Source organism: Kitasatospora sp. NPDC051984 (assembly GCF_044593455.1).
Classification (GTDB): domain Bacteria; phylum Actinomycetota; class Actinomycetes; order Streptomycetales; family Streptomycetaceae; genus Kitasatospora.
Genome location: NZ_JBIUCB010000005.1, coordinates 61,090 through 86,033, shown reverse-complemented (window position 1 = coordinate 86,033; position 24,944 = coordinate 61,090). Strand labels below are relative to the sequence as shown.

Sequence of the window (24,944 nt, the reverse complement as noted above, 5' to 3'; positions counted from 1 at the left end):
GGCACCATTCCGTCAACCTACCGTGATCCCGACTGAACCAGCCGACCCCCGCCGCCCGGTACAGTGACCGCCATGCATCGCGGTGTTCTGCCCCCTCCCGCCGTCTGAGCGGGCGGCCGGCCACTTCCTGAGCGCGTCCGGGGTCCTGCCGTTTCGGGCGGGGCGACCGGGCCGGTTGGTGCTGCCCGCTTCCGTGGCCACTGACCATCACGGCTTTTCGGGAGTTCACCCGTGTTTTCCACGCACACCGCCCTGCCCGCGCGGCGGGGCCTGCTGTACGTCGCGCTCGCCGCGACCGCCTGGGGTACCGCCGGGGCGGCGGCCGCGCTGCTGTTCCGGCAGAGCGGGCTGGGGCCGCTGGCCCTGACGTTCTGGCGTTCGCTCGGCGGTGCGGGCGTCCTGCTCGCGCTGCGGCTGTCCACCAAGGCGAGGCGCCCGCGGCCCGCCCCCGCCCGAATCCTGTTCAACGGGCTCGGGCTGACGCTGTTCCAGGCCGCGTACTTCCTCGCGGTGCAGCACGCGGGCCTGGCCGTGGCCACGGTCGTGACGCTCGGTTCGGCGCCCGTGATGGTGGCTCTCGGCGGACGGCTGCTGATGGGCGAACGCCTGGGCCGCGCCGGGGTGTCGGCGATCGCGGGCGCGCTGCTGGGCCTGACGGTGCTGATGCTCGGCGGCGGCGGGGGCGTGAAGGCCGAACCGCTGGGCCTGGCCTGGGCGTTGACCTCGGCGGCCGGCTACGCGGCGATCACCGTCGCCACCCGCCACTGGGCCCGTACCGGCACCGCGGACGACCCGGCGGTCACCACGCTCTGGTCGTTCACGGTCTGCGCGGTCTGCCTGGCACCGTTCGCCCTCGCCGAGGGCCTCCTCCCGTCGACGCACGCCCTGCCGTCCACCCTGCTGCTGCTCGGCTACCTGGCGACCGTGCCGACCGCCCTCGCGTACGCGCTCTACTTCGCGGGCGCGGCAGTGATCCGCGCCGCCACCGCCTCCGTGGTGGCCCTGATCGAACCCCTCAGCGCGACGGTGATCGCCGCCGCCGTCCTGGACGAGCCGCTCACCCCGTCCGTCCTGCTCGGCACGTCCGTCCTGCTGCTGTCGGTAACGGCCCTGGCCCGCACGGAGCTGCGCGCCGGCTGACCTCCGGCCAGGCCCGCAAAGCAACGGTGGGACGGCCCGACAAGGGCCGTCCCACACCGCCCCCCTACGAGCTGAGCCCACCGATGCCCCTGCCCAGCAGGGCGACACCGATCACCAGCAGCACCACGCTCATTACCACAGCGTTGTTCTGCTCCAGCCGGCCCCGCAAACGCGGTCAAGGCCTGAGCAGCGCGGACCCCGCCTACGCCGCGTCGGCGGCGATCACGGTCCACGCGTTGCTCGACGTGTCGTCCAGCCGGAGATCGAACGCGAAGCCGATCGGCCTGCGCTCGCGCGCGTCGCCGCGGAGTACCTGCTCGCTGCGCCGGTCGACCTCGTAGTAGACGCCCTCCGCGTCGACCGCGACCCGGAAGACGATCGGGTCGCGCGAGACCAGCGAGCGCACCGTGACCGACTTGACGACGGCGTTGCGCATGACGGTTCGGTTGACGGTGCGCACGGACGTGAAGTCCAGGCTGCCGTCGTTCATGACCCACTCCTCGAGGAACCGCTCGACGGCGACCTCGAGAACCGCCTTGTCGAACCGGCCGTCGAGCACGCTCAGGTCGCCGACGGCGTTGTCGGCGTCCGTGCTCCACGAGATGTTGGTGAGCGACAGGATGTCGCTCACGCCCTTGACCGCGGTCTTCCCGGCCACCTCGAGCACCGCCTCGCGGGCGACCTCCTTCTGGTCCCAGCCGTCCGTCTCGATGGCGCTGGTCAGGTGGTGCGCGCCCTCGGCCGCCTGCTCGATCGACGACACGATCCACTCCCCGGCCGGGCTCTTGCGCAGCGTCCAGTACTCGACCGGGCGGGTCGAGCCGTCCTTGCGCACGGCGTCCGTGCCGTAGCCGCGGCGCACGTAGTCGTTGAGCGTCGCGGTGATCCGGAAGGTGACGGTGTCGTTCAGCTCGCCTGCGCGGTTCGCGACGTCGACCAGCTCGACCACCGGGCCGGAGACGATCTCCACGACGTTGACCTCGCCGCGCGACGCGTAGTCGTGCAGTTCGTCGGCCCACTTGCCGTAGAGCACCGGAGACAGGATCTGCTGCAGCATGGCGAGATCGTTCCGGGTCCAGGCCTGCTGGGCGGTCGTGTACAGCCAGACGGCCCGGCGCTCGAGTGCGGCGCGGTCGAAGGTCGCATCCGTTTCGGCGAGGGCATCGACCCGGGCCCCGATCTGGGCGGCGCGCTCGCGCGCCTGCGCGTCCGAGCGGTGCGCCGTACGGTCCGATACCGTGTTCAGGTCGGCCGCCTGCCTCGCCTTCCGGCGCCGGTACCTGAGCCACATGATCAGCAGGATCACAGCCACGATCACCAGCAGCGGGAAGATCCCACCGCCGCCGCCACCGGCCAGGAATCCGTAGCCGAAGCCGGTGCCGGTCGACCCGTGGAAGCCACCACCGTGGCTGCCCCCGCCGCCCCCGCCACCACTGAACCCGTGGCTACCGCCCCCGCCGCGGGCATACGCGACCGCCGGGCTGCTCAGCGCGACGACTCCAGCAACCACAGTTATCCATCGACGGGCGCGCACTGGGCTCCCCCTTCAAAAATCAGAGCTGTTCCACTCGAGCCTACAAGCCTGGACACCCGACAGACTTTGGGGTCAGCGAGCCTCCCGAGGACGGGGACGGCAGACCGACCCCGGCGAGCACCCCGTCCGCCAGGCCGGCCGGATCTCCACCCCGAGAACCAGGCCCTCCACGGCGTCCTCGCGCATGGACCTGCCCGGCCGTGCTCCAGGCGTGCTCGCACCCGGGTTCAGCGTCGTCGCGGTGCCTTCGAAGCCGCCGCACGCCGGTGGCGGGGGTCACCCGCCGGACACGGGTTGGCCCGCGGGTCTCGCGGCCGCGGGTCTGGCCGGTGGCGGGCTGCTGACGCTGGACGGTGTGCTGCTGTACCGGGCACGTCGCCGTGCGGACGCGGACCGGCTCGTGGGATAACAACACCCACCACCTCGCCGCTCGTCCGGTGAAGGTGAAGGGGACCGCCCCCGGGGCCTTCGGGCTCCGGGGGCGGTCCCGCGCCATGTGGGGGCGGGATGTTGTCCACCGACATGAGGACGTCCGGGTGAGCGGACAGTTCGTGGTCCTTGTGGGCGGACAGCTCATCTCGCTGAGCAGTGCGATTGATCGCCGCCCGGAAGGTGCGACCGGCCGAGCGCAGCGGCATGGTGGCCACCGAGCCCGCTGAACCGCGGAATCAGGCACCCCGTGCGCGGGGCCGCCCGGTCAGGCGCAGACGAGGGCGACGATGAACGGGTCTTCCCGTCCCGGCAGTTCCGACGCCGGATTCCGGACGGGGTGCCAGGTCAGGTCGGTGAAGCCGGCCTGGCGGGCGGACTGCTCGTAGACGTCCGCGTCCCAGCGGGTGAACGCCAGCACGACCGGCGGCTCGACCGGGAACTCCAGGACGAGAGCCGTGCCCCTCGGTACGGGCCGGGCCGCCGTCACCCGCGCCCCGACGGGCTGCCGGTCCGGATCGGCCGCCTCGTAACCGGGGTGGACCGTCACCGCGACCAGGCGGCCACCGGGGACGAGGTTGGCGCGGATGCCCCGGAACATGTCGGCCATCCGCCCGGGGTCCTCGGCGTAGTTGAACAGCCAGACCGCCACCGCCGCGTCGAAGACCCCCAACACCGGCAGCGCGGCCGCATCGTGCCGGTGATACACGGCCCCAGCGGGGCTCCGCGCCTCCTCCGCCCGGGCCAACGCCACCATCTCCGCCGAGACGTCCACCCCCACGGCGCGCGCGGCACCGAGCTCCCTCGCCAGCCGGGTGTAACGGCCGAACCCGCAGGCCACGTCGAGGACCCGGGCTCCCGCGAGATCCCCGAGCAGGGCACGCACCGCGGGCTCCTCCGGCGAATTGCCGTGGTCGCGCTTGAAGTCGGCGTACCGCTCACCGATGGCGTCGTACTGGGCGGGTTCCTGCTCCCCTGCTGCCATGGAACACTCCTGACCGGACCGGTTCGGACATGCCGCGCACCAGCCTGCCAGAACACCGCGCGCCGCACCCATGAACGGGCCACAACTCGCCCCCGATGACCGGACGTTGACATCCCTCCCCCGTCGCCGACGGCCGGCACCGGATCGGCGACCTCCCCTGTCCCGTCCTTCAACGGCGCCGAACAGAACTGCACTTCCTCAACCCCGGCGGTCTGCCCAACTCTCCGGAGCTCCCCCACTCCTCCAGGAGGACCCGTCAGAGGCATGCGACGACTGTCGGAGTACGCATGCCTTACCTACTGCGTTGCCGTGTTGGGGTCAGCGTGGTGCGTTCACGAGCGTCGCAGCGCGGGGTGGTCGGCGACGACGGTGCAGCTGCCGGGGGCGATCTCGATGACGGCCCGCTCAAGGCACACGCACCCCAGCACGCGCCCGGTGCGAGGCCACGCACGAGTCGGCGGGCTCCTGGCAGGCTCCCGCCGACTCGATTGCCGGTGGCGCTGGAGCGACTTGGCTCCGGCCCAGTGCGGTCGGTGAACCAACCCCTCGACCTGATGGGCCTCGGCTCACGCCCCGGGCGCATGACGCACGCCACGCGGCGTTGAACCCCGTACTCCTGGGAGTCGCGCAGGCGTTGCGGTCGGTCTCGTGACTGCGCCGGGCCGACCGGCGGCATTCCGAATTCGATGGCCCCGGTTCTCGGCGCTTCCTTCCGGGTGATGTGCTGGGCCGATGAGCGATGCCGGGGAACTTCCACCTGGCTCCCGACAGCATCACGTTCTTCGACGAGGCGGACGACGACTGCAACGCTTCGACGCACTACGTCGCGATGCAGCTGGACCGGGTCGGCGAGGAGGGCTTCCTGCCGGACGGCGTCTGGGCCCCCGCCCGCTCGAAGATCACCCGCGAGCTCGACACCTGAGGCCCCGCTGTTCCGTCTGCCCGCATGTGGGCGTCCATTCCGGCGCGGCAAGGGTCCAGCTCGACCCAGCGTCGACCACGGACCGAGGCCGCCGGCACCTGCAACTCCGGTCCGGGCTCGGCCGCGTCCGCTCCGGGCGCGCTACGCCGCCGCGGGTCCGCGCACGGCCCCGGACGGCGAGTACGCCGAAGGAGTCTTCGCTCATCTGTCCGCTTTTGTCACGATCCAGCCCGGGAACGATCGAATGCGCACTCAGCGGCGCGGGGATTCGCACTGAACAGTCGTGATCGGCCGGAGCTTCTTCTCGAGCAGCTCCGGCCGCGTCGACCGTGCCTGGCCGCCGCTCCCATCGAACGAACGGGAACCACTGTGACCACTTACGCCACCAAGCCGGTGCCGATCGCCGAACTCATGAAGACCCCAGCGGTCGATCACGACCTGGAGTGGATCAAGGAGAGTCTGCAGTCCGCCATCGCTCTGGAGTTGTCGACCCTGCCGCCCTACCTGTGTGGCATGTGGTCCATCAAGACCACGGGCTCCGATGCCGAGGCGGTGATCAAGAGCGTCGTCCACGACGAGATGTACCACATGGGGATGGTGTGCAACATGCTGTCGGCGATCGGCGGGACACCGCGCATCCTCGCCGCGGCCCCGACGTATCCGGGCAAGCTGCCGGGCAATGTGCGGCCGACGATCGATGTGTACCTCCAGGGGCTGACCCAGACGTACGTCCGGGAGGTCTTCATGGAGATCGAGATGCCCGAGAACCCGCTCGCGCGCCTGCAGGAGGAGTGGGTCACGATCGGCCAGTTCTACGACGCGGTGCGGGACGCCTTCAACAACGTCAAACCGTCCATCGGGTCGGGCCATCAGATGGAGACGCAAATCGGCAGGAACACGCTGGAGAAGTTCACCTCGGTCGACCAGATCACAAAGGCGATCGATGTGATCAAGGAGCAGGGAGAGGGCACCAGCCATCTGCCCGACGACCCCACCGCCGGCGGAAAGCTGGCCCACTACTACGGCTTCGGTGAGATCTGGAAGGGACACCGGCTGGTGCCCACGCCCTCCGGCCCCACACCGTACGACTGGGTCGGGGATCCGGTTCCCTTCCCCGAGACGTACCCCATGGGCAGGCTCACGCAGGGGGCCTGGCCCAACCCCGCGGGCGACGTGCCGGATCTGCTCACCGCCTTCAACGACCAGTACACCAAGATGCTCGACTTCCTGGAGACGGCATGGCGGGACGGGGACTCCTCCGCGCTGAGCCAGTCGGTCGGTGCGATGTTCACGCTGAAAGGGGCTGCGCAGGCGTTGATGGTCAAACCCCTACCGGGTGACAGCACACACGTGTACGGGCCCGAGTTCCTCATCCACCGCCCCAACCACGGCTGAATCAACCAACGTACGGGTTCCCGGCCCCGCCGGGAGCAGCCCCGCGAGTCCCTGTCCGACCCGGTTTCGGCATACCGGTCCGATCCCGGTCACCCGTCCGGCACAATGACGTGCGTGACCAGCGAGAACGATCCGCTTGCGAGACCGCCGCGCGGCGAGGGTGGTCAGGGGGACGGGCCGTACCGGCCGTTCGCGCACCTCACTGCGGAGAACAGCGCGCTGTACCGGCGGGTGATGGGTGTGTTCGTCCGGGCCAAGCAGGAATTCACCGTCCACCTCCGCCCGGAGGATGTGCACCTGGGGCTGCCGCCGGAGGCCCGCCTGTCACTCGACGTCGTCGCGGCCGCACTGGTACAGCTTGCCAAGTGGGGGAATCTGCGCGCCGATCCGGACACCGGCCGGGTCACCGCGCTGGAGGACTTCTACCGGGCCCGGAGCATCTACCAGCTGACGCGCGCCGGCGAGGCTGCCGAGGAGGCGCTGGCCGCGTACGACGAGGCGCTGGGCCGTCGCGGTGAGCTGCAGGCCGTCGCGCTGGCCGACATCGCGGCCCAGCTCCGGACCGTCCTGGCCCTCGCCCGGCGGCCCGAGCCCGACCCGGCCGTGGTGCACCTGTCACTGCTGGCCCTGGTGGAGCGGTTCTCGGGGCTCGCGGAGAACGCCCGCGCCTTCATGGGGTCGCTGCAGCGGACGGTCGACCTGCACGAGGCCGAGGTCGAGGTGTTCCTCGCCTACAAGCAGCGGCTGATCGACTACCTGGAGCGTTTCATCGCGGACCTGGTCACCCGCGGTGCCGAAATCGCCGAACTGCTGGAGGAGTTGGACGCTCCACCGGACGGCCCGATCGGTCCGCTGCTGCGGCTGGCGGCCGAACGCGAGGCCTCGGACGCGGCGCCGGACGCCGCCGCCGAGGCGCTGGCCGCCGCCGAGGCCCGGTGGCGGGGCCGTTGGGACGGGCTGCGGGCCTGGTTCCTGAGTGTTCCCGGTCGCAGCTCCCAGGCCAAGCTGCTGCGTTCGGCCGCCCGCCAGGCCGTTCCCCAACTCCTCGCGGTCGTCCAGGCGTTGAACGAGCGCAGAACCGGCCGCTCGGACCGCTCCGCCGACTTCCGGGAGTTGGCCCGCTGGTTCGCCGAGGCCCCGGACGACGATTCCCGCCACCGGTTGTGGCGCTCGGCCTTCGGCCTGTACTCGGCCCGCCACCTGACGATCGACCAGGAGACGCTGGCCGAACGGGAGGCGGATCCGGTGCCCGCCTCGGCCTCCTGGTACGACGCCCCGGGCGTCCGGATCAGCCCACAGCTGCGCCGGACCGGTTCGTACGAGCGGCGCGGCCGGGCCAGGGCCGTGCAGGACCGCGGCGAGGCCAGGACGTACCTGGCCCAGCTGGCCCGCAAACAGGCCGAGCAGACCGCGGCCGCCCGCGCCTCGCTGGCCACCGGGGGCGAGGTGCGCCTGAGCGACCTCGGCGGGCTCGACCGGGACGCGTTCCGGCTGTTCCTGCTGCTTCTCGGCGACGCGCTGTCGGCCTGGCGCCCGGGCGCCGAATCGGTCTCCACCACCACCAACGACGGAACGATGGAGATCAGACTGACCAGGCTGCCCGGCGGCGGGATCGCCAAGATCGACACCTTGGACGGCACGCTGTGGGGCCCGGAGCACCTGGTGGAGATCATCGACCTGGCACCTGCGGACGAACCACTGGGGGACGACCGTGACTGACGACCGCCTCGGCGACGCCCTGGCCGCGCAGCGGGCGCAGGAGGTGCGACGGGCGGCTCGGGCGCTGCTGCGACGTCCCCTGCTGCGCGCCGGCGGTCCCCACGCCGACGACTTCCGGCTGGTCCGGCAGCACGCGACGGCGCTGCGCACGTGGTTCGAGCGCAACACCGGCTGGCCGCTGCTGGTGGATTCGGAGGTGGCCCGGCTGCGCCGGACCCCGGGCCGGGACGACAACCCCACCCATCCGGCCCGGGACCAGCGCACCGGACTGCCGTTCTCCCGGCGCCGCTACGTCCTGTTCTGCCTGTGCCTGGCCGCGCTGGAGCGCGCCGAGCAGCAGATCGCGCTGGGCCGGCTGGCGGAGCAGGTGGTGCTCGCCGCGGCGGACCCCGCGCTGGAGGCCGCCGGGGTCGTCTTCGCCATGGCCGACCGCGAGGAGCGTGCCGATCTGGTGGCGGTGGTCCGGCTGCTGCTGCACTGGGGGGCACTGGCCAGGGTCGCGGGCGACGAGGAGGCGTTCCTCAAGGCGTCCGGGGACGTCCTGTACGACGTCGACCGCCGGGTGCTGGCCGGTCTCCTGGTCTCCAGGCGCGGTCCCAGTACCGTGCGTGCGGACGGCTTCGCGCAGCGGCTCGCCGGGCTCGGCGCCGAGGTGCTGCCGGACAGCGACGAGTTGCGCAACCGGGCGCTGCGGCACGCGCTGACCAGGCGTCTGCTGGACGACCCGGTGCTGTACCTGGACGGGCTGTCCGAAGCCGAGAGCACGTACCTCGCCTCGCAGCGCGGAGCGCTGACCCGGCGGATCGGCGAACTCACCGGGCTGGTACCGGAAGTACGGGCCGAGGGCATCGCGATGGTCGATCCGGACGACGACCTGACGGACCTGCGGATGCCCGAGCAGGGCACCGACGGCCATGTGGCACTGCTCGTCGCCGAGCACCTGGCGGGCAGCGGGGCGACCGTCCCACTGCCCGAACTGCACCGGAGGGTGGCGGGCTGGGCCCTGGAGCACGCCGGTTTCTGGCGGCGCAGCGCGACCGCGCCCGGCGCCGAGGCCGAGCTGGCCGAGCAGGCCGTGGACCGGCTCGTGGCGCTCGGTCTGCTGGACCGGGTCGCGGCCGCGGACGGCACTCCCGCCGTCCGGGCCCGTCCGGCCCTGGACCGGTACCGGGTCGGCGAGACGATCCTGCTGGAACCGGGCCAGAGCGCTCCCCGCAGCACCCCGAAGAAGAGCACGAAGGGGAAGAGGACCCGATGAGCACGACCACCGAGACGCCACTGCCGCTGCCCGGCCGCACCCGCTGGCAGCCACTGCGGGTCGGCCTGGTCGACCTCTTCTACTACGACGTCGAGGAGTTCCACTTCCACGACGGCCGCCTGCTGCTGCGCGGCAACAACGGCACCGGCAAGTCCAAGGTGCTCGCCCTGACGCTGCCCTTCCTGCTGGACGGCGACCTCTCCCCGCACCGGGTGGAGCCGGACGCCGACCCGAAGAAGCGGATGGAGTGGAACCTGCTGCTCGGTGGCGAGCACCCGCACCCCGAGCGGCTCGGTTACACCTGGATCGAGTTCGGCCGCCTCGACGAGGACGGCACCCCGCACTACACCACCCTGGGCTGCGGCCTGAAAGCGGTCAGCGGTCGCGGTATCGCCCGGCACTGGTTCTTCGTCACCGACCGGCGGATCGGCCCCGAGCTGCGGCTGCTCGACTCCACGGGCGCGGCGATCGGCCGCGACCGGCTGGCCGAGGCCCTGGACGGCCGGGGCCTGCTGTACGACTCGGCGCGGGCGTACCGCCGGGCGGTGGACGAGGCGTTGTTCGGCCTGGGCGAGCAGCGGTACGCGGCCCTGGTCGACCTGCTCGTCCAGTTGCGGCAGCCGCAGCTGTCCAAGCGCCCCAGCGAGAAGGCCCTCTCCCTGGCCCTCACCGAATCGCTGCCGCCGATGGACCAGGCCGTGATCGCCGACGTCGCCGAGGCGTTCCGCTCGCTGGACGAGGAGAAGGAGCAGTTGGCGGCGATGGTGGCCGCCGAGCGCGCCGCCACCGGCTTCCTCCAGCACTACCGGCGCTACGCCCGGGTGGCCGCCCGGCGCAAGGCCCGCGCGCCCCGCGCCCAGCATGCCCGCTACGAGTCCCAGCGGGCCGAACTCAACACCGCGGAGCAGGACTTCGAGGCCGCGGGCACCGCACTCGCCGAAACCGGGGCCCGGCTGGAGGAACTGGAGCGGCGGCACGCCGGCTTGCGGGCCCGGAACGAGGCGCTGCGGGCCGGCCCGGAGATGCGCGGCGCCCGCGAGCTGGAGCAGGCCGCCGACCTGGCCGACCGCACCGCCCGGGACGCCGAGCGGGCCGAGGCGGACCGGCTCCGGGCCGAGGACGAGCTGACCAGGTACGCCGCCCGGTTCGGTGCCGCCCGGTCACGCGTCGAGGCCGCCGAACGCGCCCTGGCGGCCGCCGCCGCCGCGGCAGAAGAGGAGGCGGCGGCGGCCGGCATCGACCGCGAGCACGCCGACCGGGTCGGCGGCCCGCTCGCGGCGGGCGACACCCCGGAGGCGGCGCAGCGCGGCGCGGCCGAGGCCGTCGACCGCAGGCTCCGTTCGGTCGCCCTGGCCGACCGGCACGTGGCGGCCGCCCAGCTGGCCGGGCGGGAGCTCGACGCGGCCCGCCGCCGGCTGGCGGAAGCGGACGGCGAACTGGCCCACCGGGCCGAGCTGCGGGCCGAGTCCGCGGAGGCCGCTGAGCGGGCGGGCTCGGACTACCTCGCCGCCGTCCGCACGCACTTCGCCGGCTGTGCCCTGCTCCGACCGTCCGATCCCGAGGGCACGCTCGACGAACTGGCCCACTGGATCGGGACGTTGGCCGGGGCGGACCCCGCCCGGGAGGCCGCACGGCGGACGGCGGAGGCCATCGGTATCGAACTCGCCCGGCGCCGGGCCGTGTTGGAGTCGGAGCAGCGCGCGGCGGGTGAACGCCGCGATGCGCTGTGGGCCGAGTCGGCCGAGTTGCGGGCAGGCGGCCGGCCGGGCCCCCGTACTCCGCACACCCGTGCCCCGGAGAATCGACGGACGCGGCCCGGTGCGCCGCTGTGGCGTCTGGTCGATTTCACGGCTGGCCTGACGGATCGTCAGAAATCGTCCCTGGAAGCGGCTTTGGAGTCGTCCGGCCTGCTCGATGCCTGGGTCGATCCGGACGGCCGGGTGGCCACCGCCGACGCCTGGGACACGCTGGTGTCCGTCGGCGCTCCGGTGGCGGGCCGGTCGCTGGCCGATGTCCTGTGCCCGGCGGTCGATCGCGAGGACCCGGCCGCCGCCGCGCTTCCCGACGGGCTGGTCGCCCGGCTGCTGGCCGGCATCGGTCTGCTCGACCCGGGCGAGGAACTCCCCGAGGCAGGCAGCTGGATCGCCCTCGACGGCCGGTTCCGCCTCGGCGCGCTCGTCGGCGCCTGGTCCAAGCCCGCCGCCGAATACCTGGGCGACCTCGCCCGGGAGCACGCCCGACGTACCCGGCTCGCCGCCATCGAGGCCGAGCTCGCCGAAGTCGAAGCCAGGTTGGCGACCCTCGACGCGGATTCCGCCCGGCTGGACGCGGACCTGCGCACCCTCGCCGCCGAGCAGGCCGCCCTGCCGGACGACTCGGACCTGCGCGGCGCGCACGCCGCCGTGTCGGTGGCGCACCTTGAATACGTACGCGCCGCCGAGCGCCGCGCAGCGGCCGACCGGGCAGCCGCCGAGGCCGCCGCGGCCGCCGACCTGGCCGGTGCCGAACTTCGCTCCCTCACCGAGGAACTGGGCCTTCCCGCCACCGCCGACGAACTGCGCGAGGTCCGTGAGGCCCTCGGCCGATACCGGGTGGCCGTGGCCGGCCTCTGGCCCGCCGTGCGCGAGTCCCGCGCCGCCGGCACCGCGCTGGCCGCCGAAGGCGACGAGCACACCCGGGCCGCCGAACACACCGCCGAACTCGCCGAACGCTCCCGCACCGCGGCCAGGGAGGCCGTCGCCGCAGGCGAACGCCACCGGACGCTCGCCGCCACGATCGGTGCCGCCGTCGCCGAACTGCAGCGCAGGCTGGCCGAGGTCTCCGCGGCGCTGGCCGCGTGCGAGGACGAGGAGCGGACCGCGCGCCGCGACCAGACCGCCGCCGTCCGCGGCCAGGCCGCCGCCGACGCGCTGCGCACCCGGGTCCGCGCGGAGATCGAGGAGACCGCCCGTACCCGCGCCGAGGCCATCGACGCGCTGCGACGCTTCGCCGCCACCGGCCTGCTCGCCGTCGCCCTGCCCGGCCTCGACGCCGAAGCCGGTTCGTGGGCGCCCGAACCCGCCGTCCGGCTGGCCCGCTCCGTCGAACGCGAGCTGGAATCGGTGGACGACTCCGACTCCGCCTGGGAACGCGTCCAGCGCCGGATCATGGAGGAACACAAGGACCTCTCCGACTCCCTGTCCCGCCACGGCCACACGGCCGCGGCCCGACTGCTGGACGACGGCCTGATCGTGGACGTGGTCTTCCAGGGCCGGGAGCGCTCCGTCCCCGAGCTGGCCGCCGCGCTCACCACCGAGGTCGCCGACCGGGAGCACCTGCTCTCCGCCCGCGAGCAGGAGATCCTGGAGAACCACCTGATCACCGAGGTGGCCGGCACCCTCCAGGAGCTGGTCGGCGCCGCCGACCAGCGCGTCCTGCGGATGAACGAGGAGTTGAAGGACCGCCCGACCAGCACCGGCATGCTGCTCCGGCTGGTCTGGCGCCCGGCCCGCAACGCGCCCGGGGGCCTTGCCTCAGCCCGCCGGCGCCTGCTGCGCCAGTCCTCCGACGCCTGGACGGACGCCGACCGCACCGCTCTCGGCGAATTCCTCCAGGGCCAGATCGACCGGGCCCGCGCCGACAGTCCCTCCGGCACCTGGCTCGAACACCTCACCACCGCCCTGGACTACCGGTCCTGGCACGAGTTCGGCATCGAACGCCACCAGCACGGCAGGTGGCAGTCCGCCACCGGACCCGCGTCCGGCGGCGAACGGGTGCTCTCCGTCTCGCTCCCGCTGTTCGCGGCCGCTTCCTCCCACTACGCCTCGGCCGGCAATCCGCACGCCCCGCGCCTGGTCACCCTGGACGAAGCCTTCGCCGGCGTCGACGACGACTCCCGGGCCAAGTCCCTCGGACTGCTCGCCGCCTTCGATCTCGATGTCGTCATGACCTCCGAACGGGAATGGGGCTGCTATCCCCAGGTTCCCGGGCTGGCCATCGCCCAGCTCTCCCGCGTCGACGAGATCGCGGCCGTCCTGGTCACCCGTTGGAGGTGGGACGGCCACCACCGAACCCGGGTCCCCGACCCCGCCGCCCCCGCGCGGTCGGATCGTCGGCCGGAAGGTCTGTTCGCCTGACCATGGATCTCCCCCGCCTGCGACGCCTGCTCGGTGCACCCGACCTCGCCTGGCTCCTCGACCGCGTTCGCCGCCGCATGGAGGACGGGCGCCCCCTGGACGCCACCGTCACCCTGACCGGCGCGACCGAAAACCAACGGGCCGCGGTCGCTAGGCTCCTGGGCCGCCCCGCCCGGCCCGGGCGCTCCCTGTCCGTCTCCCTCCCCGCCGTGGACGCCGTGCTCCGGGCCAGCGGCGCCGGTCCGGACGGCCTCGCGGCCGCCGTGACCGCCCTGACCGGCCCGGTGACGGACCGCCACGTGCAGGAGGCCGCCGTGGCGGCGGCCTGGCGGCGGGCGCTAGCCGAGCTCGACCGCCCCGCCGTCACCGGCCGCCCCGAACTCGCCGACTGGCACACCAAGTTGCCCGGCACCGGGCTGCTCAAACGGCTGTCCGGCGGCGATCCGGCCACGGCCCGGCAGCTCGCCACCGACACCGCCCGGGTCCTCTCCCACCTCCCCGCGGACGGCCTCACCCTCCCTGTCCTCGCCGCCCGCGCCATCGGCGACGCCCACGCGCTGGACCACGGCCGGCCGCTCACCACGCTCGTCCTCTCCGCCGTCCGGGCCCTCACCGCCCCCTCCGAACTCCCCGGCGGCGCCGAGAGCCGCCGGGCCGCTTGGGCCTCGGTCGGCGTGGCCCTGGACGAGCTGTCCTCCCGGGTCCTCGTCCTCAACCTCCCCGCTTCTCCCTCCGACCCGACCGGACGCATCCTCACCGCCGCCCGCGAGGACGGCGAACCCTGCCTCTTGACCCTCCGCCAACTCACCCGCCGGCCACCCGCACTCGACCTCCACGGACGCACGGTCCGCGTCTGCGAGAACCCCGCGATCCTGGCCGCGGCCGCTGATGCGTACGGGCCCGACTGCCCGCCCATGGTCTGTGTCGAGGGCAATCCCTCCGTCGCCGCCCGCGTCCTGCTCACCGCCATCGCCGCCGCCGGCTCGCCCCTCGCCCACCACGGCGACTTCGACTGGGGCGGCGTCCGCATCGCCGCCACCGTCCTGCGCCTCCCCGGCGCCGTCCCCTGGCGCTACGACGCCCCCTCCTACCTCGCCGCCGTCCGGCGCGGCCACGGCACCCCCCTCACCACCGGCACCCCCGCCCCCACGCCCTGGGACCCGTCCCTCTCCTCCGCCATCGCCGAACACGCCCTGCGCGTCGAGGAGGAGCACCTGCTCGACCAACTCCTCGCCGACCTCCGCTGACACGGTGCATCCGCGACCCCACCACCCCGGCACCCCCGCGCACCCGCACCCTGATCGGCCCCGACGGCCACCCGTACACCAGCACCACCCCCGGCACCCTCGGCGGCTACCACCCCAGGCGCATCCACGGCCGCCGCGACTGCCCCTCCGCCCTGCGCTTCGTCGCCGCCGGCCATGACGTCCGCCACCGCGTCTTCTTCCCGGACGAGGCCACCGCGAGCGCCGCCGGCTACCGGCCCTGCGGCACGTGCCTGCCCGCGAGGTTCCGGCAGTGGAACGCCCGGGAGACCACCGCGCTCCCCCGCTCCGGCCGGTGTGACCGCGCAGGTCGGCCACCTGCCCGCCGGTGCGCGGGTCCCGGAGCCGGAGCGCGCGGTCGCCTTCTTCGGTGGCGAGCAGCGTCCGGGAGGGTGGGCGACAGCGGTCCGGAGCCGCCCGGTGTGGCTGCCCCGACCCGGTGCCGGACCATGCCGTCGCCCCGGATCAGGGCAGCACCCGTCCCTGGAGGCATCGGCCGGCCAGGTGCCGTCGGGTGCCAATGGCCTGAGGCCGGCACCTTGACTCGCAAAGTAATTAGCTGCCATATTACGTGCATGAGGAGAGACGAGGCCGACGGCGAGCAGCCCACACTGGAGCAGGCCGGGTGGCAACTGCGACACTACGGCCTGGAGACGGACCCGCAGGCGGTACTGGTCGCGGTGCGGCTGATCTCCGCAGGCGCGAGGGTCGGCCGGGCGGCCGAGGCCCACTTCGCCAGGTTCGGACTGTCGACGGGCCGCTACCGGCTGCTCGCGGACCTCGAAGGCCACGGGGGAGAGAAGTCCCCCTCGCAGCTCGCGGCCGACCTCGACGTCTCCAGGGCCACGGTCACCGGCCTGCTGGACGGCCTGGAGCGCGAGGGCCTGATCGCCAGGCGCCCGTCCACCGAGGACGGGCGCGGCACGGTCGCAGTCCTGACCGCGCGCGGTGCGCAGCGCCTGCGCGACATGGCGCCCGAGCATTTCGGGCGACTGGAGGCGATGGTCGCGGGGCTCACCGTCGAGGAGCGCGCGGTGTTCCTGGACCTGCTCGCGCGCGTCGTGCGCGGCAGCTCGGCCCTGACCGCCGACTGACCCAGCCGACCCGACTGACCCGGCCGACCGCCGGGCCCGGGCTCCCATCCCGCGGATGGGGGCCCTTTTCGCCAAGCAGTAATTAGCCACCTAATTACCATGCCGGGAAAGATCTGCCGACGACCCGACCACACCTTTCGCCTTTCGGAACTCCAACGAGATGAAGAGGCCAAGATGCCCGCAACGAACGACAGAACCGGCCCGAGCCGGGCGGCCGCCCGACCGTTCACGCTGTGGCGCGAGGTGTTAACCGCCTACGCCGCCCCCGCGCTGATGGCGGGTACCGCGGGGGTCGTCACCGGACAGGCGGACCTGACAGTGGCGGCCTGCACCTCCATCGCCGGCACTTCCGCGGTGGTGGCGTTCCTGGTCGGCACCTGGCTGCGGCACGGCGGGCGGCCGCGACGCTGGACCACTGCCCTGCCGCGCGTCGTCCTGACCGCGCTGCTCGTCATGGCGACCGCCGGTGTGGCGGCAGCGCTGGGATGGTTCGCCGCCGAGTGGCTGCCGGCCCGCGCCTCGATCCACGCCGCCCCCTGGCTGCGGCGACTGCGCATCGACCTGCCCGTCTCCGCCGTCCTCGCCACCACCATCGTCACCCTGCGCTGGCGCGGCACAGTCGCGAAAGCCCGGCCGTGACCGGCCCCGGCACCCGGGCACCGGCGCCCGAACGCACCGAACCCACCCCGGCGGCACCGGCTGCCGCGGAAGCCACCAAGCACCGAGGAGACACCCGATGATCGTCGTCATGGGAGCGACCGGAACCACCGGCACCGCCCTGCTCCACAGCCTGCGCGCACTCGACGTCCCCGTCCGCGCCCTCACCCGCACCCCGCACCGACCGCTCCCCGGCGCAGCGGGCCCGCACGACCGGCGCGTCGAGGTCCGGTACGCCGACGCCGGCGACCCCGACTCGCTGCGCACGGCCTTCGCGGGCGCCGACCAGCTCTTCCTCGCCATGGCCAACGGCCCCGCACAGGTCGAACTCGAAACCCGCGTCATCGACATCGCCGCCCACAGCGGAATCGGACACATCGTCAAGCTCTCCGCCCCCGCCGCCGAGCCCGCGGCACCCGTCGCGATATCCCGCGGACACCACGCCGTCGAGGAACACCTGCGCGCCTCCGGACTCACCGGCACCGTCGTGCGCCCCTACGCGTTCATGCAGAACCTGCTGCGCCTCGCGCCCACCGTGGCCCAGGGCGTCGTCCTCGGCGCCATGGGGGACGCGCCCTGCAACTACATCGACTGCCGCGACATCGGCGACGTCGCGGCCGCCGTGCTCACCCGGCGCCACCTCGCGGGCGGAACCTACACCCTGACCGGGCCGGAAGCCGTCTCCCACCCCGACCTCGCCGCCCGGCTGAGCGAACTGACCGGCCGCCGGATCCGGTACATCGACCTCGCACCGGACGAGCTGCGAGACAACCTCATCCACCAGGCCGGCCTGCCCGCCTGGCTCGCCGACCACGTCGTGGAGATCCAGCAACTCGCCATCGCCCGGCCCGAGTTCCCCACCAGCACCGTCACCGACATCCTCGGCAGGCCGCCCCGCACCCTCGACGCCTTCCTGAACGAACACCGCACGCACTTCCGGTGATTCAGTAATGCGCCCGCCACCTGAAGAAGACCGACTCCAGGCGGCGGGCGCTCACCCCTCCCCGAACGCCTCACTCCGTCCGAAGCCGGACGGGGCGCGGCGAACCGCCCGCGCCCCTCCCCCGGATCCTGTGCCCTCCGCACCCCCGGCGGCGCCGCGTGGGCGATGGCTGCGGCGACCCTCAGGCCTCGCGGGCGGAGCGCAGCAGGTGGTCTCGGACCAGCGTGACATGGGGGTTCGTGGACGATCCTGGGCGCTGGACCAGGAAGCCGGTGTTGATCGGCGGGTCGTCCGGATCGTTGAGGAGGATCAGGGTGCCCGAGGCCAGATCGTCGGCACACAGGTAGCGGGGCAGCACACTGAACCCTGCGCCGCCGACAACCGCCGCCTTGACTGCTCCGAGGTCGGGGACCGTGACGGTCGGCTGGCAGGTCAAGCGCCTGTCGAACACGTGGCGCCAGTAGCGGCGGACGATCGGCAGGTCCTCGGCGTACGAGACGAGCGGCACCCCGTGCAGGGCTGTGGGCCCCTCGGCGGCAAGGCGTGATCCGATCCGTTCGGCCCACGAAGGTGCGGCGACCAGGACGAATTCCTCGTCGGCCAGCGGTACGGAGGCGAGCGCGCGGCCACGTGGGCGCAGGGTGGCCACCACCAGGTCGTGCCGGCCCGCGCGCAGTCCGTCGAGCAAGTCGTCGGTGAGGCCGAATGCGACGCGCAGGCGCACACCTTTGTCGACGAGCGGGGCGAGCGTCGGCATGACGCAGTGCGTGAGGTACTCGGCAGGCCCCGCCAGGTGCACGGGTTCCGCGTCGCTCTCGCCGAAGAGGGCGCCGCCGCTGACCGGGCCGAGGGCGTCCAACGGCTCCATGACCCGCGCGGCCAGCTCGTCGGCGAACGGGGTCGGGGCGACGCCGCGGGACAGCCGCTCGAACAGCTCCCGGCCCAGCTGGTTCTCCAGCGAGCGGATCTGCGTGGTCACTGTCGGTTGTGACAGGCCCAGCACGCGGGCGCCCGCGGTGAAGGCGCCGGCGCGGTACACCGCGAGGAACGTGCGCAGCAGATTCAGATCGAGAAGGCCGCTGCCCTGCGGCGGCGGTATTCCCGGCGGTCCATTGGGATCCCTATCTCTCACATGCACGAGCCTATTGGATTCCGATGGGGCAGGGGTCCTACCTTCGAGGACAGCGCCGCACTGACGAACTGAACACGAAGTGTCAGTCCTTCGGAAACGTCGGCGGCGGCGACCTACCGTCCCCGATCCCTACGGCCCGTACGGGATCCGCACCCTCGGAGAACCACCCTCATGTCGAAGCTCCTCTTCGTCGTCACCGGCGCCGACCACTGGACGCTGGCCGACGGCACCAAGCACCCCACCGGCTTCTGGGCCGAGGAGGCCGTCGCCCCCTACCAGGCCTTCAAGGCGGCCGGTCACGAGATCGTGGTCGCCACGCCCGGCGGTGTCGTTCCCACCGTCGACAAGGGCAGCCTCGCCCCCGAGGTCAACGGCGGGCAGGAGAACGCCGACCGCATCGCCGACGCCCTGGCCGGCTTCGGCGAGCTGCAGTCGCCGATCAAGGTCGAGGACGTCGACCTCGACGACTACGCCGCCGTCTTCTACCCCGGCGGCCACGGCCCCATGGAGGACCTCGCGGTCAACGCCGACTCCGGCCGCCTCCTCACCCTCGCACTGGAGTCCGGCAAGCCGCTCGGAGTGGTCTGCCACGCCCCGGCCGCGCTGCTGGCAGCCGTCGAGGCCGACGGCACCAACGCCTTCGCCGGCTACGACGTCGCCGCCTTCACCAACGCCGAGGAGACCCAGGCCGGCTTCGCCGACAAGGCGAAGTGGCTGCTCCAGGACCGCCTCACCGAGGCCGGCGTGAACGTCCGGGCCGGCGAGCCGTGGGTGCCGAACGTGGTGGTCGACCGCAACCTGGTCACCGGCCAGAACCCGGCCTCCTCCGCCCCGCTGGCCGTCGAAATGCTCAAGAAGCTGGCCTGACCCGATGGGCACCGACCGGCTCGACGAGGTCCTCGACGCCACGTACGACTGCCTGACCAGGTACGGCGTGCGGCGCACCACGATGGACGACATCGCCACCACCATGGGCGTGTCCCGGTCCGCGGTCTACCAGTACGTGCGCAGCAAGGACGACGCCTTCCGGCGGCTCGCCGGGCGCCTGCACGAGCAGGCGCTCGTGCGGGCCCGCCGGGCAGCGGCCGACAGCGCGGTTCCGTACACCGCCCGCGTCCGGGGCGTGCTCGCCGCCAAGCTCGAACTCGTCCTCGCCCTGTCCGAGGACTCCCCGCACACGGCCGAACTCCTCGACGACAAGGCCCGCCTCTTCGGCGGGATCTGCTCCGGCTTCACCGCCGAGCTGCGCCACCTGCTCACCGGACTCTTCACCGAGGCGGGCACCGCAGAAGGAGTCGGGCCCGCCGAGGCCGCGGACATCTGCATCTCGCTCGTGGTCGGCCTGGAGCACGCGACGGACGCGCACCGCCTGCTGCCCCTGGGATCCGACGCCCTCGTGGCCGGACTGCTGGGCGTACCCGAGCCCATCGTGACCGCGGGCAGCTGACTTCCCCGCCTCCCCACCGGCCGGGGCTCCCCACTCCCTCGCCCGGCCCGGCCAGCACGGAGCGTCTTCCGCTACGAGGTGTACGTCGACGCCGAGGCTGCCGAAGCACACCGTGCGACTCCGCGTTTCCTCGCCCGGCGCCAGGCCGCCGACCAGTACCTCGAGCCCGGCAGCCAGGTCAACCACAGCATCGACCTGCTGTTCAGCGCCCACTGACCAGCATCAGGAGTACCACTGCCATGTCTGACACCGAATCCCTCATCGCGTCACTGCGGGCCACGTTCCGCTCCGGCAGGACCAAGCCGATCGCCTGGCGCCGCGCCCAACTGACCGCACTGCGCACCCTGTTCACCGACAACCGGGATGCCATCGCCGACGCCCTCCACGCCGATCTCCGCAAGCCGCGCGCCGAGGCGTACGCCGCCGAGGTCGACTTCCCGATCCGCGAGATCGACCACACCTTCGCCCACCTGGAGGAGTGGCTGGCCCCCGAACCGCTCGGCGCCCGGTCCCTGGCCGGGCTGCCGCAGGGCACGACCGCCGGAACCCACTACGAACCGCTGGGTACCGTTCTTGTCATCGCGCCCTGGAACTACCCGGTCCAGCTGTCGCTCGTCCCCGTCGCCGGGGCGCTCGCCTCCGGCAACACCGTCGTCCTCAAGCCGAGCGAACTCGCCCCCGCCACCTCGGCGTTGATGGCCCGACTGGTACCGGAGTACCTCGACCGGGACGCGGTCGCCGTCGTCGAGGGCGCGGTGCCCGAGACCACCGAGCTGCTCGCCCAGCACTTCGACCACATCTTCTACACCGGCAACGGCACCGTCGGCCGCATCGTCATGCGCGCGGCAGCCGAGCACCTCACCCCCGTCACGCTCGAACTGGGCGGCAAGTCCCCGGTGTTCGTCGACAGCGACACCGACATCGACACGGTCGCGGCCCGCCTGGCCGACGCCAAGTTCCGCAATGCCGGCCAGACGTGCGTCGCCCCCGACTACGTCCTGACCGACCCGGCCACCGCCCGGCGCCTGGCGGCCGCACTCGCCGAGGCCACGGAGCGCATGTTCGGCAGCGACCCGCAGACCTCGGACGCGTACGGACGCCTCGTCAACCAGCGCCACTTCGACCGGGTCGCCGCTCTGCTCGACTCCGGCACCCTCGCCTTCGGCGGCACGACCGACCGCGACGACGTCTACATCGCGCCCACCGTCCTGACCGGCGTGAAGGCCGAGGACCCGGTCATGCAGGAAGAGATCTTCGGTCCCGTTCTGCCGATCGTCGAGGTCGCAGACCTGGACGAGGCCATCGCCTTCATCAACGACCGCGACAAGCCGCTGGCCCTGTACGGCTTCACCGGGAACGAGACCACGCGCGCCCGCCTCGCCGCCGAGACGTCTTCCGGCGGCCTCGGATTCGGCTTGCCCATGGCTCACCTCCGCGTACCCGACCTGCCCTTCGGCGGCGTCGGTGAGTCCGGCCTCGGCAGCTACCACGGCCCTCACTCCATCGCCACGTTCAGCCACCGCCGCGCCCGCCTCGACGTACCGCTGAACTGACCCGTCCAACGGACAGGTCGGGGCGGTGTCGCGCCGCCGTCCGATGGAACAGTTGGCCCGGAGGCGTCAGCGGGCCCGCATGGCCGGGTGGTCGGCGACGACGGTGCAGCTGCCGGGGGCGATCTCGGTGAAGCCGGCGTCGCGGACGACCGGGAGGTGTCCGTCGGTGAGGGCGGGCCAGTCGGCGGCGGGGGCGGTTCGGACGGCGAGCCGGAAGCCGCTTTCGGCCCATTCCTTGCGCTCGGCGTCGTTCAGTTCCCACCAGGCGAGCTGGGCGGCGTGGCCGGTCTGCGCCATGGTCTTGCCGGCGCTCATCTCCAACTCGGGGTTGAGCCACAGGACGGGGACGCCCTCGGGGACGGGGGCGGGTGGGGTGGGGTCGTCGAGTTCGGTGCCGGAGACCTGGAGTTTGGCGAGTTCCTTGGGCCAGCCGTCCAGCGGGATCGGCGGGAAGACGCGGACTTCGGCGCGCTCGCCGGTGACGGTGATTCCGGGCAGCTCGCCCGCCTTGCGCCACTCGCCGCCGCGGGCGCGCCGCACGACCTTGCGGATCCGGGCGTCCTCCCAGGCCTTGACGCGTTCCGCCCACTCGCCGTCGTCGGCGGTGACCCGCGGGTCGGACAGCAGGGTGAGCACGGCCCGGGCCGAGGTCTCCAGCGCGTCCGTCCGGCCGGGCGGGTCGGCCTTCTCCAGCCGGACCACCAGCGGCAGCACGTACTGCTCGTGGGAGTCGCGGTCCTCGGCGTCCCCGCCGACCGCGGGCGGAGCGGCGGGGGCGGACGGGGGAAGTTCGCTGGGCACGTCGGTGGGTGAGCTCACGCCTCCAGCATGCCAGTTCAGCGCCGGTAGCCCCGCCCGGGGTCGCGTTCCTCGGCGTCCCGGTAGCCGAGGAACCAGCCCTCGGGGTGGGTGGCGGCGAGGAGTTGGTCGATCCGCTGTCCGGCGTCCAGGTCGTCGGGGGTCTCTTCGGGACCGTAGACGCCGAAGAGTTCGTCGGCGCAGCCGTCCCAGTCGTAGTCGTACAGGTCGGCGGGCAGGTCGCCCATCATGTCGGCCACGGACTCGGGTTGGGAGCCGAGCAGTGCGCGGGCGTCGGCGAGCGCGAGGCGCAGCGCGACGTCCTCCGCGAGGCTGCGGGGCAGTGGCCATTCGCCGAGTGCGAGGTCGTCGGCGAGGTCGTCGAAGGCACGGGCGAAGGCGCGCCGCCAGCCGCGGTGCAGGCTCCAGGTGCGCTGCTGGAGGCGACCGAAGACGGTCCAGTCGGGTTCGTCGACGACGGTGACGGGGTCGTCGCCGTGTTCGTCGAGGTCTTCGTAGGCGGCGTCGGAGAGGCTGATCAGCTGGGTGTGCAGCAGGCACGCGGTGCGCGGGGTGAGGGTCCAGTCGCCGGTGTCGCTGCCGTCGTCGAGGGGGAACAGTTCGGCGAAGTCGGGTGCGAAGTCGTCGGTGACGCTGATTTCCAGCGTGCCGCCGAGGGCTTCGATGCCGGGGATGGCGGCGACCAGCCGGTCGGGGTGGAGCAGTGCGCCGAGGGCCGCGTTGGGGTCTTCGGCGACTTCCCGCAGCAGTTGGCGGCGTTGGCCCTCGGGGTCGATCCCGGCGAAGTCCAGGTCTTCGACGGCCGCTTGTGCGGCGGCCCGCAGGGCCGGCCAGTCGGTGATCCGGATGCCCAGCACCACGGTGGCCTCGATCTCCTGCGCGCCGGAGTCCTCCGCCGCGCCAGGCCCGTGTGGATGATCGCTTCGCTCGCCCATGCCACCAGGTTGACAAACCCGGGGGTCCGATGTCCATCCGCTCTCCCGATCCGATGCCGGACAGGCCTGCCGAGGTAGCGCGGAAAGCGCTTTCCGTGTGCCATGCTGGCGTTCCGACCAAATCGTGACGGAAGGTGGGAACCATGAGTGAACTGGACAATTTCGGCGGTGGGCAGGATCCGTCCGGCGGCGTGCTGGTGGTCACCACGAACGATGTGCCGGGCCACAAGGTGGTGCGGGTGATCGGCGAGGTGTTCGGCCTGACGGTGCGTTCGCGGCACATCGGCTCGCAGATCGGCGCGGGCCTGAAGTCTCTGATGGGCGGTGAGCTGAGGGGCCTCACGAAGACGCTCGTGGAGACCCGGAACCAGGCGATGGAGCGGCTGGTCGAGCAGACCAAGGCACGTGGCGGCAACGCCGTTCTGATGATGCGATTTGACGTCACGGAGGCTGCTGACGTCGGTACCGAGGTGTGCGCGTACGGCACCGCCGCGGTCATCGAGCCGCTCGACGGCTGACTCGGTTTCGGGGGCGGTCACGGTTGATCAGAAGTGATCACGCGCTGGAGTTCATCTACGCGGAGACCATCCCCGCGTAGATGAACTTGGTTTCGACCACAGAGCGGTCAACTTGTCTGACGGTCAGTAAAACGGTTGACACCGCTCACGGATGCATAAGAGCCTCGCTGCCGGCCCGTCCCGCGCACCGCCAGGAGCACCCGTGAGCACCCCTCTGCCTCCAGTTCCCGCACCGACCGGCCCGGCCCGGGTCGCGTACGCCACCTGCCGGGGCATCGAGGACGTGGAAATGCGGCCCGTGCTGGCCGCGTTCGCCCGGGCCGGAGTGTCCGCGGAGGCCGCGGTCTGGGACGACCCGGCGGTCGACTGGAGCGGCTACGAGCTGGTTCTGGTCCGCAGCGTCTGGGACTACATCCTGTACCGCGACGCGTTCCTCGACTGGGCCCGCCGGACGGCCGCGCTGACCCGGCTGGCCAATCCGGTACCGGTGCTGGAGCGCAACACCGACAAGACCTACCTGCGCGACCTGGCCGGGGCCGGTGTGCCGATCGTTCCCACCGTCTGGGTCGCCCCGGGCGGGGAACTCGCCGGCGCCGACTGGCCGGAGCTGGTGGTGAAGCCCACCGTCTCGTCCGGCGCCCGGGACACCCTGCGCACCACCGACCGTGCCGAGGCGCTCGCGCACACCGCCGCCCTCACCGCGGCCGGCCGCACCGCGATGGTGCAGCCGTACCTGCCGATGGTCGAGGACGAGGGCGAGACCTCGTTGCTGTACCTGGGCGGGGAGTTCAGCCACGCGGTGCGCCGCGGCCCGATGCTCGGTGGCGGCTTCGCCGATGTCGCCCGGGAGCCCGCCGACGACCAACTCGCCCTCGCCGAGCAGGTGCTGGCGGCCGTCCCGGAGCGCGCGGAGCTGCTCTACGCCCGGGTCGATCTGGTGCGTCTGCCGGACGGCTCCCCCGCGCTGATCGAGCTCGAACTCACCGAGCCCCGGCTGTTCCTGGGCCTGCGCCCGGACGGCCCCGAGGCCCTGGTCGCCGCCGCCCTGCGTCTGCTGCCCGAGAACGGCGGCTGAGACGGGAAC

At 72.8% G+C, this 24,944-nt stretch carries 21 protein-coding genes; 16 read left to right on the top strand and 5 right to left on the bottom strand.

Annotation, left to right across the window (positions count from 1 at the left end; translation table 11 throughout):
* The first annotated feature begins 231 nt into the window (after positions 1-231).
* Entirely contained in the window at positions 232-1,140 is a 909-nt protein-coding gene (locus ACIHEI_RS11860) for a DMT family transporter (RefSeq protein ID WP_396606491.1), read from the top strand.
* Between the two features lie 202 nt (positions 1,141-1,342).
* Here ACIHEI_RS11860 and ACIHEI_RS11855 read toward each other — a convergent pair whose 3' ends face one another.
* The gene (locus ACIHEI_RS11855) at positions 1,343-2,650 is read right to left on the bottom strand and encodes a TIM44-like domain-containing protein (RefSeq protein WP_396606490.1); all 1,308 of its coding nucleotides are present in this window, start codon (positions 2,648-2,650) and stop codon (positions 1,343-1,345) included.
* Between the two features lie 721 nt (positions 2,651-3,371).
* Positions 3,372-4,088, bottom strand: coding sequence for a class I SAM-dependent methyltransferase (locus tag ACIHEI_RS11850; RefSeq protein ID WP_396606489.1), 717 nt, complete (start codon positions 4,086-4,088; stop codon positions 3,372-3,374).
* A 739-nt stretch (positions 4,089-4,827) separates the two neighbouring features.
* Here ACIHEI_RS11850 and ACIHEI_RS11845 point away from each other — a divergent pair.
* The 9 genes from ACIHEI_RS11845 to ACIHEI_RS11805 all read left to right on the top strand — a co-directional run bounded on the left by ACIHEI_RS11845 (position 4,828) and on the right by ACIHEI_RS11805 (position 17,456).
* Positions 4,828-5,010, top strand: a complete 183-nt coding sequence (locus tag ACIHEI_RS11845) for a hypothetical protein (RefSeq protein ID WP_396606488.1) — start codon at positions 4,828-4,830, stop codon at positions 5,008-5,010.
* A gap of 369 nt (positions 5,011-5,379) precedes the next feature.
* The gene (locus ACIHEI_RS11840) at positions 5,380-6,405 is read left to right on the top strand and encodes a ferritin-like protein (RefSeq protein WP_396606487.1); all 1,026 of its coding nucleotides are present in this window, start codon (positions 5,380-5,382) and stop codon (positions 6,403-6,405) included.
* A 105-nt stretch (positions 6,406-6,510) separates the two neighbouring features.
* Positions 6,511-8,124, top strand: coding sequence for a TIGR02677 family protein (locus ACIHEI_RS11835; protein ID WP_396606486.1), 1,614 nt, complete (start codon positions 6,511-6,513; stop codon positions 8,122-8,124).
* Entirely contained in the window at positions 8,117-9,382 is a 1,266-nt protein-coding gene (locus ACIHEI_RS11830; RefSeq protein ID WP_396606485.1) for a TIGR02678 family protein, read from the top strand. Before ACIHEI_RS11835 ends, ACIHEI_RS11830 begins: the two co-directional genes overlap by 8 nt.
* Complete coding sequence (locus ACIHEI_RS11825; protein WP_396606484.1) at positions 9,379-13,497, top strand: TIGR02680 family protein; 4,119 nt, start codon at positions 9,379-9,381, stop codon at positions 13,495-13,497. Before ACIHEI_RS11830 ends, ACIHEI_RS11825 begins: the two co-directional genes overlap by 4 nt.
* 2 nt (positions 13,498-13,499) lie before the next feature.
* On the top strand, positions 13,500-14,744 hold the full coding sequence (locus tag ACIHEI_RS11820; RefSeq protein ID WP_396606483.1) for a TIGR02679 family protein: 1,245 nt from the start codon (positions 13,500-13,502) through the stop codon (positions 14,742-14,744).
* A gap of 593 nt (positions 14,745-15,337) precedes the next feature.
* Complete coding sequence (locus tag ACIHEI_RS11815) at positions 15,338-15,856, top strand: MarR family winged helix-turn-helix transcriptional regulator (protein ID WP_396606482.1); 519 nt, start codon at positions 15,338-15,340, stop codon at positions 15,854-15,856.
* Between the two features lie 174 nt (positions 15,857-16,030).
* Entirely contained in the window at positions 16,031-16,495 is a 465-nt protein-coding gene (locus tag ACIHEI_RS11810) for a hypothetical protein (protein ID WP_396606481.1), read from the top strand.
* Positions 16,496-16,592: 97 nt separating this feature from the next.
* The gene (locus tag ACIHEI_RS11805) at positions 16,593-17,456 is read left to right on the top strand and encodes an NmrA family NAD(P)-binding protein (RefSeq protein WP_396606480.1); all 864 of its coding nucleotides are present in this window, start codon (positions 16,593-16,595) and stop codon (positions 17,454-17,456) included.
* A 181-nt stretch (positions 17,457-17,637) separates the two neighbouring features.
* Here the strand turns inward: ACIHEI_RS11805 and ACIHEI_RS11800 are convergent, their stop codons facing one another.
* A complete protein-coding gene (locus ACIHEI_RS11800; protein WP_396606479.1) occupies positions 17,638-18,588 on the bottom strand; it encodes a LysR family transcriptional regulator in 951 nt (316 codons plus the stop codon).
* Positions 18,589-18,759: 171 nt separating this feature from the next.
* On the opposite strand from ACIHEI_RS11800, the gene ACIHEI_RS11795 reads away from it, so the two are divergent.
* The 4 genes from ACIHEI_RS11795 to ACIHEI_RS11780 all read left to right on the top strand — a co-directional run bounded on the left by ACIHEI_RS11795 (position 18,760) and on the right by ACIHEI_RS11780 (position 21,588).
* Positions 18,760-19,455, top strand: coding sequence for a type 1 glutamine amidotransferase domain-containing protein (locus tag ACIHEI_RS11795; RefSeq protein ID WP_396606478.1), 696 nt, complete (start codon positions 18,760-18,762; stop codon positions 19,453-19,455).
* A gap of 4 nt (positions 19,456-19,459) precedes the next feature.
* Complete coding sequence (locus ACIHEI_RS11790) at positions 19,460-20,035, top strand: TetR/AcrR family transcriptional regulator (RefSeq protein ID WP_396606477.1); 576 nt, start codon at positions 19,460-19,462, stop codon at positions 20,033-20,035.
* Positions 20,036-20,113: 78 nt separating this feature from the next.
* Positions 20,114-20,251: a hypothetical protein gene (locus ACIHEI_RS11785; protein ID WP_396606476.1), complete on the top strand. Its 138-nt coding sequence runs from the start codon at positions 20,114-20,116 to the stop codon at positions 20,249-20,251.
* A gap of 23 nt (positions 20,252-20,274) precedes the next feature.
* On the top strand, positions 20,275-21,588 hold the full coding sequence (locus ACIHEI_RS11780) for an aldehyde dehydrogenase family protein (RefSeq protein WP_396606475.1): 1,314 nt from the start codon (positions 20,275-20,277) through the stop codon (positions 21,586-21,588).
* Between the two features lie 66 nt (positions 21,589-21,654).
* Here the strand turns inward: ACIHEI_RS11780 and ACIHEI_RS11775 are convergent, their stop codons facing one another.
* Together ACIHEI_RS11775 and ACIHEI_RS11770 are read right to left on the bottom strand one after the other, a co-directional pair.
* Positions 21,655-22,407 (bottom strand): aminoacyl-tRNA hydrolase, encoded by a 753-nt coding sequence (locus tag ACIHEI_RS11775; RefSeq protein ID WP_396606474.1) that lies wholly within the window; start codon positions 22,405-22,407, stop codon positions 21,655-21,657.
* Between the two features lie 17 nt (positions 22,408-22,424).
* The gene (locus ACIHEI_RS11770) at positions 22,425-23,342 is read right to left on the bottom strand and encodes a hypothetical protein (RefSeq protein WP_396606473.1); all 918 of its coding nucleotides are present in this window, start codon (positions 23,340-23,342) and stop codon (positions 22,425-22,427) included.
* Between the two features lie 143 nt (positions 23,343-23,485).
* On the opposite strand from ACIHEI_RS11770, the gene ACIHEI_RS11765 reads away from it, so the two are divergent.
* A complete protein-coding gene (locus ACIHEI_RS11765) occupies positions 23,486-23,860 on the top strand; it encodes a YbjQ family protein (protein ID WP_392944642.1) in 375 nt (124 codons plus the stop codon).
* Positions 23,861-24,062: 202 nt separating this feature from the next.
* Entirely contained in the window at positions 24,063-24,935 is an 873-nt protein-coding gene (locus tag ACIHEI_RS11760; RefSeq protein ID WP_396606472.1) for a RimK family alpha-L-glutamate ligase, read from the top strand.
* Positions 24,936-24,944: the final 9 nt, after the last annotated feature.

Bases quoted from the DNA above. Each gene is read 5' to 3' on its own strand.
- ACIHEI_RS11810 (WP_396606481.1), top strand. From the start codon at position 16,031: ATGCCCGCAACGAACGACAGAACCGGCCCGAGCCGGGCGGCCGCCCGA.
- ACIHEI_RS11820 (WP_396606483.1), top strand. From the start codon at position 13,500: ATGGATCTCCCCCGCCTGCGACGCCTGCTCGGTGCACCCGACCTCGCC.
- ACIHEI_RS11815 (WP_396606482.1), top strand. From the start codon at position 15,338: ATGAGGAGAGACGAGGCCGACGGCGAGCAGCCCACACTGGAGCAGGCC.
- ACIHEI_RS11780 (WP_396606475.1), top strand. From the start codon at position 20,275: ATGTCTGACACCGAATCCCTCATCGCGTCACTGCGGGCCACGTTCCGC.
- ACIHEI_RS11790 (WP_396606477.1), top strand. From the start codon at position 19,460: ATGGGCACCGACCGGCTCGACGAGGTCCTCGACGCCACGTACGACTGC.
- ACIHEI_RS11765 (WP_392944642.1), top strand. From the start codon at position 23,486: ATGAGTGAACTGGACAATTTCGGCGGTGGGCAGGATCCGTCCGGCGGC.
- ACIHEI_RS11835 (WP_396606486.1), top strand. From the start codon at position 6,511: ATGACGTGCGTGACCAGCGAGAACGATCCGCTTGCGAGACCGCCGCGC.
- ACIHEI_RS11795 (WP_396606478.1), top strand. From the start codon at position 18,760: ATGTCGAAGCTCCTCTTCGTCGTCACCGGCGCCGACCACTGGACGCTG.
- ACIHEI_RS11850 (WP_396606489.1), bottom strand. From the start codon at position 4,088: ATGGCAGCAGGGGAGCAGGAACCCGCCCAGTACGACGCCATCGGTGAG.
- ACIHEI_RS11845 (WP_396606488.1), top strand. From the start codon at position 4,828: ATGCCGGGGAACTTCCACCTGGCTCCCGACAGCATCACGTTCTTCGAC.
- ACIHEI_RS11805 (WP_396606480.1), top strand. From the start codon at position 16,593: ATGATCGTCGTCATGGGAGCGACCGGAACCACCGGCACCGCCCTGCTC.
- ACIHEI_RS11770 (WP_396606473.1), bottom strand. From the start codon at position 23,342: ATGGGCGAGCGAAGCGATCATCCACACGGGCCTGGCGCGGCGGAGGAC.
- ACIHEI_RS11825 (WP_396606484.1), top strand. From the start codon at position 9,379: ATGAGCACGACCACCGAGACGCCACTGCCGCTGCCCGGCCGCACCCGC.